The sequence below is a fragment of the Longitalea arenae genome, assembly GCF_016924755.1.
Taxonomy (GTDB): Bacteria; Bacteroidota; Bacteroidia; order Chitinophagales; family Chitinophagaceae; genus Niastella; species Niastella arenae.
In genome coordinates this window covers 21,897-34,596 of record NZ_JAFFJX010000013.1, presented here as the reverse complement: position 1 = coordinate 34,596, position 12,700 = coordinate 21,897, and the positions used below count along the sequence as shown (strand labels likewise).

At 41.6% G+C, this 12,700-nt stretch carries 15 protein-coding genes, 1 tRNA gene and 1 pseudogene; 8 read left to right on the top strand and 9 right to left on the bottom strand.

All coding sequences use genetic code 11. From position 1 onward, the window contains the following. Positions 1 to 912 precede the first annotated feature (912 nt). On the bottom strand, positions 913 to 1,569 hold the full coding sequence (gene hxpB, locus JT717_RS21480; RefSeq protein ID WP_205513101.1) for a hexitol phosphatase HxpB: 657 nt from the start codon (positions 1,567 to 1,569) through the stop codon (positions 913 to 915). Positions 1,570 to 1,642: 73 nt separating this feature from the next. On the opposite strand from hxpB, the gene JT717_RS21475 reads away from it, so the two are divergent. After that, positions 1,643 to 2,404, top strand: coding sequence for a lysophospholipid acyltransferase family protein (locus JT717_RS21475; protein WP_205513100.1), 762 nt, complete (start codon positions 1,643 to 1,645; stop codon positions 2,402 to 2,404). A gap of 231 nt (positions 2,405 to 2,635) precedes the next feature. On the opposite strand, the gene JT717_RS21470 is transcribed toward JT717_RS21475, so the two are convergent. Further along, complete coding sequence (locus JT717_RS21470; protein ID WP_205513099.1) at positions 2,636 to 3,154, bottom strand: acyl-CoA thioesterase; 519 nt, start codon at positions 3,152 to 3,154, stop codon at positions 2,636 to 2,638. Between the two features lie 61 nt (positions 3,155 to 3,215). Then, positions 3,216 to 4,316 carry a mandelate racemase/muconate lactonizing enzyme family protein gene (locus tag JT717_RS21465; RefSeq protein ID WP_205513098.1) on the bottom strand — a complete coding sequence of 367 codons (1,101 nt, stop codon included), beginning with the start codon at positions 4,314 to 4,316 and terminating at the stop codon, positions 3,216 to 3,218. Between the two features lie 207 nt (positions 4,317 to 4,523). On the opposite strand from JT717_RS21465, the gene JT717_RS21460 reads away from it, so the two are divergent. Further along, positions 4,524 to 5,756: a proline dehydrogenase family protein gene (locus JT717_RS21460; protein WP_205513097.1), complete on the top strand. Its 1,233-nt coding sequence runs from the start codon at positions 4,524 to 4,526 to the stop codon at positions 5,754 to 5,756. A gap of 137 nt (positions 5,757 to 5,893) precedes the next feature. Here the strand turns inward: JT717_RS21460 and JT717_RS21455 are convergent, their stop codons facing one another. Continuing rightward, entirely contained in the window at positions 5,894 to 6,751 is an 858-nt protein-coding gene (locus JT717_RS21455; RefSeq protein WP_205513096.1) for a dienelactone hydrolase family protein, read from the bottom strand. Between the two features lie 131 nt (positions 6,752 to 6,882). Here JT717_RS21455 and JT717_RS21450 point away from each other — a divergent pair. The 4 genes and pseudogenes from JT717_RS21450 to JT717_RS21435 all read left to right on the top strand — a co-directional run bounded on the left by JT717_RS21450 (position 6,883) and on the right by JT717_RS21435 (position 9,537). Further along, positions 6,883 to 6,957: transfer RNA gene (locus JT717_RS21450), tRNA-Val, on the top strand. Positions 6,958 to 7,296: 339 nt separating this feature from the next. Further along, a complete protein-coding gene (locus JT717_RS21445) occupies positions 7,297 to 7,569 on the top strand; it encodes a hypothetical protein (protein WP_205513095.1) in 273 nt (90 codons plus the stop codon). A gap of 87 nt (positions 7,570 to 7,656) precedes the next feature. Then, positions 7,657 to 8,411: pseudogene (locus tag JT717_RS21440) on the top strand (hypothetical protein). 313 nt (positions 8,412 to 8,724) lie between these two features. After that, entirely contained in the window at positions 8,725 to 9,537 is an 813-nt protein-coding gene (locus tag JT717_RS21435; RefSeq protein ID WP_205513093.1) for a hypothetical protein, read from the top strand. Between the two features lie 18 nt (positions 9,538 to 9,555). Here JT717_RS21435 and JT717_RS21430 read toward each other — a convergent pair whose 3' ends face one another. From JT717_RS21430 to JT717_RS21415, 4 genes are all read right to left on the bottom strand, one after another. Then, positions 9,556 to 9,768, bottom strand: coding sequence for a hypothetical protein (locus tag JT717_RS21430; RefSeq protein ID WP_205513092.1), 213 nt, complete (start codon positions 9,766 to 9,768; stop codon positions 9,556 to 9,558). A gap of 168 nt (positions 9,769 to 9,936) precedes the next feature. Beyond that, positions 9,937 to 10,296, bottom strand: coding sequence for an IS66 family insertion sequence element accessory protein TnpB (tnpB, locus tag JT717_RS21425; protein WP_369411727.1), 360 nt, complete (start codon positions 10,294 to 10,296; stop codon positions 9,937 to 9,939). A gap of 3 nt (positions 10,297 to 10,299) precedes the next feature. Further along, the gene (tnpA, locus tag JT717_RS28975; protein ID WP_439650915.1) at positions 10,300 to 10,569 is read right to left on the bottom strand and encodes an IS66 family insertion sequence element accessory protein TnpA; all 270 of its coding nucleotides are present in this window, start codon (positions 10,567 to 10,569) and stop codon (positions 10,300 to 10,302) included. Between the two features lie 204 nt (positions 10,570 to 10,773). Further along, positions 10,774 to 11,037, bottom strand: a complete 264-nt coding sequence (locus JT717_RS21415) for a TOTE conflict system archaeo-eukaryotic primase domain-containing protein (protein WP_205513089.1) — start codon at positions 11,035 to 11,037, stop codon at positions 10,774 to 10,776. A gap of 468 nt (positions 11,038 to 11,505) precedes the next feature. Between JT717_RS21415 and JT717_RS21410 the strand changes: the two genes are divergently transcribed. Both JT717_RS21410 and JT717_RS21405 read left to right on the top strand, forming a co-directional pair. Beyond that, positions 11,506 to 11,799 carry a nucleotidyltransferase family protein gene (locus JT717_RS21410; RefSeq protein ID WP_205513088.1) on the top strand — a complete coding sequence of 98 codons (294 nt, stop codon included), beginning with the start codon at positions 11,506 to 11,508 and terminating at the stop codon, positions 11,797 to 11,799. Then, positions 11,792 to 12,127 carry a HepT-like ribonuclease domain-containing protein gene (locus tag JT717_RS21405; RefSeq protein ID WP_205513087.1) on the top strand — a complete coding sequence of 112 codons (336 nt, stop codon included), beginning with the start codon at positions 11,792 to 11,794 and terminating at the stop codon, positions 12,125 to 12,127. Before JT717_RS21410 ends, JT717_RS21405 begins: the two co-directional genes overlap by 8 nt. A 185-nt stretch (positions 12,128 to 12,312) precedes the next feature. Here JT717_RS21405 and JT717_RS21400 read toward each other — a convergent pair whose 3' ends face one another. Beyond that, positions 12,313 to 12,675: a DUF1801 domain-containing protein gene (locus tag JT717_RS21400; RefSeq protein ID WP_205513086.1), complete on the bottom strand. Its 363-nt coding sequence runs from the start codon at positions 12,673 to 12,675 to the stop codon at positions 12,313 to 12,315. Positions 12,676 to 12,700: the final 25 nt, after the last annotated feature.

Sequence of the window (12,700 nt, the reverse complement as noted above, 5' to 3'; positions counted from 1 at the left end):
CGCCGGGGGTGGACAGCGCTTACAGTAAACGCCTAGCGCGAAGAACAATAAACAGTAAGCATTCCTGAATGATATAAGCGCTCCGGTTAACCGGGGCGCTTTTTTTTTAGTTCCATAATTCACAGTTGATGTGTGCAGTTCATAGTTTATGGTTTTTGGTTATTAAGTTATACGTTTATAATAAGCAGGTATGCAAAAAAAAAACGGATCATGGAGTATGAGCGACTTTCGATGTCTATTGTCGCTTGCCGATTGTCGCTTGCCGATTGACGCTTGCCGATTGTCGATCGTCGCTTGTCGATTGACGATTGACGATCGTCGATTATCGATTGACGCTTGCCGATTATCGATTATCGATTGCCGGTTTGCGTTGATTGCCAATTGTCTATCGTCTATTGCTTATTGGTTGCTTGACCCGGATTATTAGTTATTAAAAAAGTCGTATACAAGCTTGCATATAAAAAATGAGCGTTATATATTTATGCCAGCAATCACCGATACACAATCTTGATCCTATCTGCGATACAGTTACACCAACCAAGATTCAGGGGACAACCTATAACTATCCTATTGTATTGATCTCGAGATTCCTTCATTAAGAAACCCGGAAGAAAGCGTAGTTAACCAATTAATTCGTGCCATTATGAAGAAGCCATACACTTCTTTTGTATTCATCTGTATTTTCCTGTTCTTTTACGCACTTCACTGTAGTGCCTAGCCGGCATTCACCATTCGATCAACCTATTGTCAGCATAAAATCATTACGTACAGCGATGGCTGTTACCGCAATGCCGGTAGCAAGCGGTCATGTAGTATAACTTAGTACATACAGGTTCATTTGGGTAGTAACGTTCAACGGGATGTTCCGGTTGCCATCGGGATGTCCCGTTTGAATTAGCTTTAAGATGTATTTTATAAAGTCTCCAGCACCGTTTTATTGAATTTCAACAATGAGGATAGCTTGCGGTCAGCAGCATCCCAGCGGCCTTCGTGATGTACATGCGGTGCAGGGATGACTACACATTTCATGCGGGCTGCTTTAGCGGCGATCATTCCATTAAAAGAATCTTCAAAACAAATGCAGGAGGTAGGCGGTACATTCAGTAATTCAGCACAATTTAAAAATACCTGGGGATGTGGTTTGCCATGGGGAAGATGTTCGGCAGAAGTGATGGCATTCAGGTAGGGTTGAATATTCAGTTTTTCAACCACTGCTTCAATGAGCCGCATAGGCGAGGAAGATGCCAGTCCGATCAGGAAATTATTGGCTTTGAAAAACTCCATGATGTATTCCACACCCGGCATGGCAACGCCATGTTGTTTGATCTTATCCAATGCAGCCTGTTCAACCCGTTTGGCGGCTTCTTTAGCTTCCTGTTTATCGATAGTAAAATGAGTGAACCAGTAATCGACCCACTCGGGCGTACGCAAACCCGTTGTAAGGATATATTCTTCGTCAGTGAGGGTTACACCGTATTGTTGTAACATTTCTGCGCCTGCCTGCTGCCATAAAGGTTCAGAATCTATCAGCAGTCCATCCATATCAAAAATTACCGCGGAAAATTTCATGGCCGCAAATTTAGTTTATAGTTTCTGGTTTTTGGTTAATTTCGGCACTAATTGGTTGTCAAAACAATGGAGCATGAGTTCGTTTAGTGAACGGTTAAAACATTTTAAACTGGTTCGAAAAATATTATACCCCATTATAGGCATAATAACCTGGCCGGGGCTGGTCATTGTTAATAAACTGCGGATCAGGGGTACTGAACATATTGCAAAACTGCCGAGGAAAAATGTGTTGTTCGTCAGTAATCATCAAACCTATTTTGCCGACGTCATTACTTTTCTGCATATTTTCTGTGCCGTGAAATGGGGCAAGAAGAACAAGCTGGGTATCCCATACTACTTACTGAATCCTTTTACCAACGTGTATTATGTAGCTGCGGAAGAAACCATGCGCGGCAGCTGGATCAGCCGCTTATTTACACTGGGTGGCGCGCTCACTGTTAAAAGAACCTGGCGTTCGGCCGGTACTGAAGTACGAAAAGGACTTGATCCTTCTGATACACGCAAAATCACCCGGGCGCTTGATAACAACTGGGTCATCACTTTTCCGCAGGGCACTACAACACCCTTTGCGCCGGGGCGGAAAGGAACAGCACATATTATAAAACTCACCCGGCCAATTGTGATCCCCGTTGTGATCAACGGATTCTGGCGGGCTTTCAATAAAAAAGGCCTGAAGTTTAAGAAGAAAGGCACCCTGCTATCGGTAACATTTAAAGAACCGCTGCAGATAGATTATGAAGCGCCAACGGAAGTGATCTTACAACAGGTGATGGATGCTATTGAACAAAGCAAGTCGTTTATGCTAAAGGGGGCGCATCACAGGAAGAGCAATTAGCTAATGTGCTGATTAGCTGATGTGCTGATGTGCTGATTTGCTGATGTGATAATGTGATAATTCGATAATGTGATAATTCGATAATGTGATAATTGAATACAAGAAGGTTGACAGGTTGATACCGTTAATAGAGGGTCACTAGCTGATAGCCGATTGCCAATTGTCCGCATCTGCCGTCTGCCTTTTGCTTATAAAAAAATCCCGCTCTTGGCGGGATCATATCTAAGTTTGTTATTTCATAAATAACGCTTTCAGCTCCTTCGCATCATCCGGCTGCATTTTTCCTCCCAGGATCAAACGTACCTGTCTTCTGCGTAAGGCGCCTTCAAAAAGTTTTACTTCTTCTTCGGTTTCCGGTAAAAGCGTGGGAACTTTCCGCGGCTTTCCATTGGGATCAAGGGAAACGAACGTAAAATAAGCTTCGTTGCTTTTATATTTATACTGGTGCAGGGCATCTTCGCCCCAAACACTCATATGAATCTCCATAGAAGTAGTGAAGGCCCGGGAAACCCTGGCATGAATATGAACCGCATTACCCAGTTTAATAGGATTTTCGAACGAAATATTATCAACGGATGCCGTTACTACAGGCGTGCCGCAGTGTTTCATAGCGGCCAGGGCAGCCGCAATATCCATCCAGTACATTAATCGTCCACCCATTAAATTGCCAAACATATTGGTGTCATTGGGCAACACCAATTCGGTCATGGTGACCGACGATTCTTTGGCTGTTTTGGAAAACTGGTCCATGCTATTTTTTGCGCAAAGATATACAAACGATTGTTAGATGGTTGAAATGTTTGCTTGCCGTTTAAACGGTTACTTTTTCAAGCGTTTGCAGAAATGCTTCATCTGCATCGGCGCCAATTCCAGGCGTTTCAGGTACTTCCAGTATAAAGCCATTGTATACTACGCCACCGGTCACGGGATCGGTTTTATGGCCCAGCATGCAGGTATCCATATCGTAAAAAACGACGTTGTCGTGCGCCAGCGCAAAATGCGCAAAGGCCGTCAGGGCAAGGCGGCTCTCCAGCATTCCGCCCATCATATTGGGAATATTATGTTGTTTACATACCTCATGTATCCTGCGGGCTTCCCGGATACCGCCCGATTTGGAAAATTTGATGTTCACATAATCGCAGGCGCCGGCAGCGATGATCCGTTTGGCATCATGGTGGTTAAATACGCTTTCATCGGCCATGATCTTTATCGGCGATTGTTTAACCAGTTCGGGCAGCCTGTCATCATCCCAGTACCGCATCGGCTGCTCACAAAACTCAATATCATAGGCTGCCAGGCCGGTCAATGCAAACACGGCATCTTCATAACTCCAGCCCTGATTGGCATCGATGCGTAAACCAATGGAAGCGCCCACCGCTTCCCGGATCTGACGCACCCGTTCCACATCCTCGGCGGCATTCTTACCCAGCTTGATCTTGATGATGCGAACGCCCCGCTTCACAAAGTCAAGGGCTTTGGCAGCCATGTTCTCAGGGGTATCTATACCAATGGTGAGATCGGTTTCCAATACTTTCTTTTTGTCACCTCCCAGGTAGCGATAGAGGGGCATACCGGCTGCTTTAGCGGCCAGATCGTACAAGGCCATATCGAAGGCGCTTTTGATGGTTGCATTGAATGCCGTGTAATTGTGCAGGTCCTGCAGGCGGTCTTCGATATCCGCCGCACTTTTGTTTTTCCAGAGGCCGGCAAAATCTTTGGCCATCTCAAAACAGGTGGACTGGGTTTCACCCACGATCATGGGAAATGCCGAGCATTCGCCCACGCCATACAGGCCAGCGTCGGTATATACCCTGATAAAAATATTCTGGGCATAGAACATGGTGCCGGTGGCAATGGTGAAGGGGTGCATGGGAATGCTGAACTTATAAATGTCGGTATGCAGAATGTTCATATTGATCACAATATACTAGGTTAAGCGCAGCCGAAAGCCAGCAGGAAACGGCAAGGTCAATTTGATGATGTGATAATTTGATAATGTGATAATTTGATCGCTCAGTTTAGTACAGCCGCCTACCCCCAAATAGCAAAATCTTACCACCGAAAAGCTAGCACATAGTGACTAAACTGCTTATCTTCGCGCCTAACATTTGTTAGTTCTATGTCGAAAACCGCCGTAGCCGTATCTTTTGAGAATACGGAGAATGCATTTGCTTATAAATCAGATAAAGAGTTAAAAAAGGCCCACTTCCTATTTTCGAGCATGGGTTACCAGGTCCTTGTAAAACTGGGTACAAGATTAACACCCTGGGCTATTAAAGTAGGGCTTCCCATTAAAAATATTATCCGCAACACCATTTTTGAACAATTTGTAGGAGGAGAAACGCTGGAAGAAACAGCGCCGGTTGCCGCAAAATTGAAGCAATTCAATGTGCAGGTGATCCTCGATTATGGGGTAGAAGGTATGGAAGGCGAAGAGAATTTCGATCATGGCTGTGATGAATTCATTAAGGTGATTAATTATGCGGCCACCCAGCCGAATATTCCTTTCATGAGTGTGAAGATTACCGGGTTGGCGCGGTTCTCATTGCTGGAAAAACTGGATGCAGCGGCCACCCTTAAAAGCGGATTTGAAGGAAAAGTACATACAGAGATCTTAACAGCTGCAGAACAGGCAGAATGGCAACGGGTTGAACAACGTATTACCCGGATCTGTGAAGTAGCGGCAGCCAAAGGTATCGGTGTTTTAATAGATGCCGAAGAAAGCTGGATCCAGGATCCGGTAGATGCGCTCACGATGCAAATGATGGAACGGTTTAACCGGCAAAAGCCGGTGATCTACAATACCATCCAGTTATACCGCCACGACCGGCTGCAGTTCCTGAAAGACAGTTTTGCCGTTGCCCGGCAAAAGGGTTTTACGCTGGGAGCGAAACTGGTTCGGGGCGCTTATATGGAAAAGGAGCGCAAAAGGGCTGCTGCCATGAATTATGCATCGCCCATTCAACCCAATAAACAAACTACAGACCGCGATTATAATGCGGCCCTTGAATTTTGTGTCGACTATCTCGATCACATTGCCCTGATAGTGGCTTCACACAACGAATACAGCAATTTATACACTACCGAACTGCTTGATAAAAAGGGAATACCGCATAATCATCCCCATGTACATTTCTCACAACTGTATGGCATGAGCGATAATATCACTTTTAACCTGGCAAAAAGTTCGTTCAAGGTTAGTAAGTATTTGCCCTTCGGTCCCATTAAAGACGTGATCCCTTACCTGATGCGCAGGGCACAGGAGAATTCATCGGTGTCTGGACAAACAGGGCGGGAGCTGGGACTAATTAAAAGAGAGATCGAAAGAAGAAAAGCAATTTCTGATTTCTGATTTCTGATTTCAGGATTTGATTTCGGGATTTGTTCAAGATTCAGCTTAGTAATGGATCTCAAAATCTCAAAATCTCAAAATCCCAAAATCTCAAAATCCCGAAATCCCGAAATCCCGAAATCCCAAAAATCGGGATTTTATTTAAGTTTATCATTAAACAATTTCAATGTTCTCTCCCAGGCGAGTTTAGCAGCGGCTGCATTGTAACGCGTGGGTGCTGTATCGTTATGGAATGCGTGATTCACGCCTTCGTACATATACAATTCATATTTGGTGCCTGCTTTTTTAAGGGCTTCTTCGTAGGCCGGAATCCCGGCATTTATGCGTTCATCCAGTGAGGCATAATGCAATTGCACCGTAGCTTTTATTTTAGGAACATCTGCCACATCGGGCTGACGGCCATAAAATGCAACAGCCGCCTTCAGGTCGGGCACATGAACAGCTAACTGGTTCGCCATAGCGCCACCCCAGCAAAAGCCAACACAAGCCGCTTTGAAATTGCTCTCCTCCCTGGATTTCAGGTAATCAAATGCCTTCACAAAATTATTTACGGTCTTGGCCATATCCAGTTTGCCGATCATATTACGGGCTTCATCTTCATTGGCAGGGGTGCCGCCCTGGGGCGATAAACCATCAGGCGCCAGGGCCAGGAAACCGGCCAATGCCACCCGGCGGGTAACATCTTCTATATGCGGGTTTAAACCACGATTCTCATGGATGACCACCACAGTTCCATATTTTCCATTGCCCCTGGGTTTGGCCACATAGCCTTTCATAGTGCAATCATCTCCGGGATAGGTGATCCGTTCGGTGGTGATGCGGTCGTCCTGCACAGGCAGGGTTTGCGCATGCGCATAATTTACTTCCAGCATCGGTAATACAGCGAGCGCCGCTGCCAGGCTACCCGTTATTTTGGTGAGCCGGCGAAGGAATTCATCGCGGGACAGCGGGGCATGGGTGTATTCATCAAAGAGATTGATTATTTCCTGCTTCATATTATTGGCTTGAATGGTGAAGTGCTTTCCTAAAGATAGCGATTTCAATCTCGGCGCTCACCCCGGATGAAATTTTTGCGTATATAAATTTGGGAAAGGGGGCCGACTTTTTTACCTTCGGCCTTCTTAGCGGACTGCTAGCTCAGTTGGTTTAGAGCATTACTTTGACAGAGTAGGGGTCACTGGTTCGAGTCCAGTGCAGTCCACAAAATTATAAAACCCGCTCTGGCAGCGGGTTTTTGTGTTTTAAGAAATCAGATTGCTGTTATTAAAATGTTTTATGTCTTTAGAATGAATTGTTTTCAGGTTCGAATCCGGTAGGATACTTGTATATCAATCCCTGCAGGTGTATTAGTATACATAACACTATCTGGTTATACGCCAGGCTAATTTCTCCTTCTTGTTTAATATTTTGAATTTCCTGGAACCACACCCCTAATATCTTTGATAATTCCGATTCGGATATATTTAACTGTATTTCTTACTCAAATTTGAGTATTATTGAGCTTAATAACCCCGACTTTTGAGCTTAATCACCATTTCCTATGGCATTAATATTTTTAAGTCAATCAACTTGTGCCATTTGTGGTCATTTTCTTATGCCTGGCGAACATGTGAAAGGCTTGCCTGCAATATCTAACACAATCCATCCTTTATTTTACTGCGGCTTCCATTTACAATGCTTCCAAAATTGGGAGAAAAAAGAAGAAGCTTTGAATCTTATTAAAGAAGAAAAGCAAAAGTTCAAGAATTCAGAATATTATATAGAGATGGTTACAAAATATGGGATTCCAAAATGGTTGGAAGATGATGAGTGAAATTTCAGGACAAATCCTGATGCGTCTAGAAATGGATTGGGTAAAATAGCATTATGCCAATTGTGTGTCATTTTTCAACTGGCCAGAATGAACGAAATATATAAAGATAAACTAATGATTCTACGGCAACGAATTCCAATTGGGCTTCGTGACGGCTTAATATTGATTGAGAAAGTAAATGGGGACCTGGAAAAAGCAGAAAAGCAATTTAAAACCGAAATGGTTACAGTTGTAATTAACAAAACAGGTGTAACATCAGAAGTAGCTTTAAGCCATTTAATAAAAAGCAGTTTTGATATAACCGTAGCAATTAAAAGTGTCAAGGATGTACTTAAAAGTATTGAAGATACGCGTTATACGGTTACAGAGCTAATTTTAAGAAAAAACAAAAGCAAAAAAGAAGACGCATTATTCGAAATAATGTCGGAAGTTGAAGAGCATTTTATTTTAAAAAGGGAATTCTGGCTATCGTTTGATTGTCTAAAGGAACTACCCTCCGAAGTTTATAGTTTTATGATAATTATGGAGTGGCTTAACTATGAAGAATGGGAAGGGTATGACTATACATTGTCATTTAATTTGGATTTGGTCACTGAACATATTAATAACCAGTTAGCACTTACTGATTTAATTAATACGCTGCAACATGCAAACAACATAAAGACCCTTACTTTCTCAAAAATGAAACAGCTAAGGATTTTCAGAATTATATAAACGTAATTAACGAATTACGCGTACACGAAGAATATCAAAAATGTGAAGAAGTCTTTAAAAGGCAAAGACCATTATTATTAGAACGTCTTTATGAATTTGTAAAAAACAATACGGTTCACTTCCCATAATTTAAGTGCACGTGGCAAGGTGACACCCTGGCAAATTATTTGGATTGAGCTTTCAATTGATTGGATATACGCTGAACAATACATTAAGCTGCTAAATTGTTTAAGCCATTCCGGAAAGTCGGGAAGGCTTTTTTATTTTAGAGAATTACTACAAATAACTTGCTTAATCGGTCAACCCGGTTTATTTTGTTATTCTATGCGATTGCTAATAATTTTACTACTGTGCATTGTTGGTTTAACTACCAGCGCACAGGTACACGTAAGAGGATATTACCGAAGTAACGGTACGTATGTAAGCCCTCATTATAGGTCGATGCCCGATGGGAATCCTTATAATAATTGGAGTTATCCAGGGAATACTAATCCCTATACTGGAAAAGTAGCAGGCGGTGACCCCGATACTTATTTGTCGAACTATTATAATCGTTCTTCTTCCTCAACAAGCCCAACAACATACCCCAATAGCTATTACTCATATCCCTCCACCACTTATTCCTATTATGGATATGGAAGTACCTATTCATCGTCAATCGACTATGAAATTTCTGCCATTACATCTAACCATGCAACGAAATCTATACCTATTTATACGCCTACTTATACGCCGAATCACTCATATGCTCAAAGCAATAGTGTGCCTACCAAAACCTTTAGTTCAAATAGTGCCAATGTAATTTCTACCAAAACGGTGTCTCCGGATGTCAAATACTACCAGGTCGTTAATGCAAGAGCTTACTTCTACGAGTATGATACTGTTTCATCGATTAAAAATGCTTATTTAGTTTTGGGAGAAAAATTCAAGGTTGTTGCGAATAGCAATGGTTTCTGCTATACCATTTATACTAATTCTACAGGTAAGACTACCCGCGGATGGATAAATGAAAAAGACATTACTCCTGTATATTCAGAACTCTCATCAACCGAAGTTTATTTTAGGGTTGTTTCCGAAAAAGCGTTTTTTTATTCAAGTCCTAATGGGCAAAACAAAAGACAAGCGTATTTGATACTAGGGCAGCGAATTAAGCAAATAACACAAAGCGGTTCTTTTTTATACACAGTTTTTGTAAACTCCAGGGGTCAAGAAACCGCAGGCTGGATCCAACTAGCTGACCTCGTAAAAGAATAGTGGCAACTCGGGCAATTGTTAACATTTATGCTTTAGCCTTACTACATCATTGTTGAAGCCTTTAACAAGTTTGGTAAGCTGTTGTATCTGGTATTGAAGCGTGAGTAATTGAGCTTGTAATGTTTCGTTGGAGGTTTGCAGCTGCTGATTGTTTTGCAGCAGTTGCTGATTCATTTGTAATAATGCTTCGTACAGCTCTTTGTAGTTGATATGTTCGCCACCGGCTGCCATTAATCCAAAGATAGAACAGCCAGAAGGTATTGCCCATTAAAGAGTGCCACAAAAGTTATACAGTGCAAACGTGGATAACCCGGGGTAAAAAACTGATTTTAAAAAATCAAGGCCTTCACAATAGCGTACTTAACTCTTGTAAACTCCCCAATGCGGATCATTCAATTCTCAGACGCTTCCGGCTGCAATATATCGCTTTCGGTAGTGCGCTTTTTTCAGAGAGATGCCCTGCAAGATGAGCATAAGTTGCCGGTTACTGATAACACTATGCGTTCCTACCTGCATACATCCTGGCATTTCAAAAGTTCCTGATTCCAGTCGTTTATAATACAGGCTAAATCCATCACCTTCCCATTGAAGAAGTTTCACATGCGTCTGGCGTTTGTTGAAGAAAATAAAAATATCGTCCAGTTTAATTGCCATGTTCAACTCGTTCGTTACAAGCCCGCACAACCCATCAAAGCTTTTGCGCATGTCGGTCCATTTATGATACAGCAGGTACCGGCTCGCATGGTTAATCTGTAGCACCCTCTAACGCAATAATTCTTTTAAATAACTTACAGGCACCTCCTTGTATAGCTTCAGCCCATTATATTCCGCGAATATTTGGGCGCCGTTATGTTCATCGGCCTCCAGTTGCAACAGGCTAAAACTTTCTGCCTGCGGCCTGCCAACTGCCTTTGCATGATTCATGTATTTTTTTCGCCAATAGTAATAACAAGCTTCCGATACTTTTTTCAGCTTGCAGAATGTTTTTACAGGCAATTCCCCGGTTTGTTGCTCTTGTATCAGGGAAAACATTTCCCGGGCGGTTCGTTTGGGATTGGATACTTTGGCTTCAGCATCAAATTTCAGTTTTGGTAACCGTAAATTTAGATGCTTGGCTGTTTGTGCTTTTTAAAATTCCCGGAGGGATACACTTCAAATACCTTTGGGGTTGAAGTAAATTTCTTAAGTTGAACAGCATGTAATAGCCTGGCAGTATCAAGAGAACGAAAGCTTATTTTACGGATAAAGACCAATCACTTCTTCGCCTGACAGGTGATTCAATAATCTTTGTTCAGTTAATCGTGAATAAGACTTATTGGAGAAGTCCTTAAGCATACCGCCATTTGCTTTATGCATGGCATATTCATCCCAATTCAAATCATAAGCAGGCATATAACCACTTCGGTCATCTCTTTCCCAGCGAATGGCAAAAACATCTTGCCTGCCTTTGAAAAGTGATATGTAAACATTCAATGATTCTTTCGATAATGGGGTCATCATTACTATGTTGGTAAAAGCATTTGGCTAATTTAATGTAAACTATCAATTTCCCTTTAAGTGGCAATCGTTGGAAAGTGCAACTTGTTGATTATTAATGCAATATCGGCTGTATTGTATGTTAGGTATTTTTCTTATTATTGCCTAATTGATCTCAGATGAAATCCGGCAAAAACTTCAAAATATCATTACAGGAGATGTTCTTGAGAGGCAAGAAGATCATTACACAGCAATCAGAAATCTCTGCAAAGCTTTGGCTCGGATCCTACTGTTAAAAAAGAATTCGAAAGTAGGTCAGCCCACAATGAAAAGAAGAACCATTTCTTAAAATCGATTGCAAAGCTGGCTTACAAATAAACCTGCGTTTATTTGACAAGCAGAATAGATTATGTCAAATCGATTTATCGAGATAGCGATTTATAACAACTTTAGGGATCACGGGCTTTGTCAACTTTTCTTTATATTTGTATTATGTCGCATGTGAAGCATATAAAAGACGTGTTACAGCAGTTGAAACCATTTCTCGCTGACAAGTATTACGTCAGTTCCATAGGTTTATTTGGTTCGATTGTTAGGGACGACTATTCTCCTGCTTCCAGCGACATTGATATTATTGTTGATTTTTCGAAACCAATAGGTATAGAATTCATTGATCTTGCCGACTACATTGAAAAAGCACTTGATAAAAAGGTTGATCTGGTGTCAAAAAAGGGAATTAAAAGTAAATATTTCGCACAAATAGAACCTGAAATTATCTATGTCTAAAAGACAACCCAGCCTTCTCGTTGAGGATATAATAGACAGCGGTAACAAGATACTTATTTATACAGCTTCCTTATCATTTGAGGAATTCATAGCCGATAGCAAAACGGTTGATGCAGTTGTAAGAAACTTTGAAATAATTGGAGAAGCTGTGAATCGGCTTCCCGAAGATTTTAAAGATAACCATTCGGATATAGACTGGCATCGGATCCGAGGCTTTAGGAATCGCATTGTTCATGATTATTTTGGAATTGACTACTCTATAGTATGGAAAATCAAAGAAACCTTTCTACCTGAGCTTCTCGATAAGTTAAAAAGCTTATCATTCTAACGATTCAAAGTCTTAGTGCGGAAATAATTGTTTGCTATTATATGCACTTAAATTTATCTATCAATTGATTTACAAACTTCATACGATTAGGCAGTTCCTTTAATTGGTTCGACAATTTGTCGGCGGACTCCACAAACATTCTATTACCAGGGATCGATAAGATATTTATCACCAGGCAGTTTATTCTACCCATTCATTAATTTTATCCAATCCTTTACTACCTTTTGCAAATTCGCTTTGTGCTTTTTCACATCTTCCTTAGAATAGAATTTTGCATAGGCTTTGCCTTTCGGACCAGGTTCCAGCAAACCTGTTTTGTCATTTAACAATTCGCCCTTGTGAAAGATCACAGCCACATAATCGGTTACACGCGGATTGAATGTTGCCATAGGCTCTTTGTAGTCGAAACTGGGACCGCCCCATTTTACATCTTCTTCAATTTTTGGACTGGCTTCACGGATAATTTTTATGACAGCTTCCATTTCTGCTTTCAGCGGATGTTTAAGTTTGCTTACAAATTCGTCGATCTTATTATTTGTGTTGTTCATGATCTTTGTTTTGATTGTTAAAATA

Bases quoted from the DNA above. Each gene is read 5' to 3' on its own strand.
- hxpB (WP_205513101.1), bottom strand. From the start codon at position 1,569: ATGAAATTTTCCGCGGTAATTTTTGATATGGATGGACTGCTGATAGAT.
- JT717_RS21475 (WP_205513100.1), top strand. From the start codon at position 1,643: ATGAGTTCGTTTAGTGAACGGTTAAAACATTTTAAACTGGTTCGAAAA.
- JT717_RS21470 (WP_205513099.1), bottom strand. From the start codon at position 3,154: ATGGACCAGTTTTCCAAAACAGCCAAAGAATCGTCGGTCACCATGACC.
- JT717_RS21465 (WP_205513098.1), bottom strand. From the start codon at position 4,316: ATGAACATTCTGCATACCGACATTTATAAGTTCAGCATTCCCATGCAC.
- JT717_RS21460 (WP_205513097.1), top strand. From the start codon at position 4,524: ATGTCGAAAACCGCCGTAGCCGTATCTTTTGAGAATACGGAGAATGCA.
- JT717_RS21455 (WP_205513096.1), bottom strand. From the start codon at position 6,751: ATGAAGCAGGAAATAATCAATCTCTTTGATGAATACACCCATGCCCCG.
- JT717_RS21445 (WP_205513095.1), top strand. From the start codon at position 7,297: ATGGCATTAATATTTTTAAGTCAATCAACTTGTGCCATTTGTGGTCAT.
- JT717_RS21435 (WP_205513093.1), top strand. From the start codon at position 8,725: ATGCCCGATGGGAATCCTTATAATAATTGGAGTTATCCAGGGAATACT.
- JT717_RS21430 (WP_205513092.1), bottom strand. From the start codon at position 9,768: ATGGCAGCCGGTGGCGAACATATCAACTACAAAGAGCTGTACGAAGCA.
- tnpA (WP_439650915.1), bottom strand. From the start codon at position 10,569: ATGTTTTCCCTGATACAAGAGCAACAAACCGGGGAATTGCCTGTAAAA.
- JT717_RS21415 (WP_205513089.1), bottom strand. From the start codon at position 11,037: ATGATGACCCCATTATCGAAAGAATCATTGAATGTTTACATATCACTT.
- JT717_RS21410 (WP_205513088.1), top strand. From the start codon at position 11,506: ATGTCGCATGTGAAGCATATAAAAGACGTGTTACAGCAGTTGAAACCA.
- JT717_RS21405 (WP_205513087.1), top strand. From the start codon at position 11,792: ATGTCTAAAAGACAACCCAGCCTTCTCGTTGAGGATATAATAGACAGC.
- JT717_RS21400 (WP_205513086.1), bottom strand. From the start codon at position 12,675: ATGAACAACACAAATAATAAGATCGACGAATTTGTAAGCAAACTTAAA.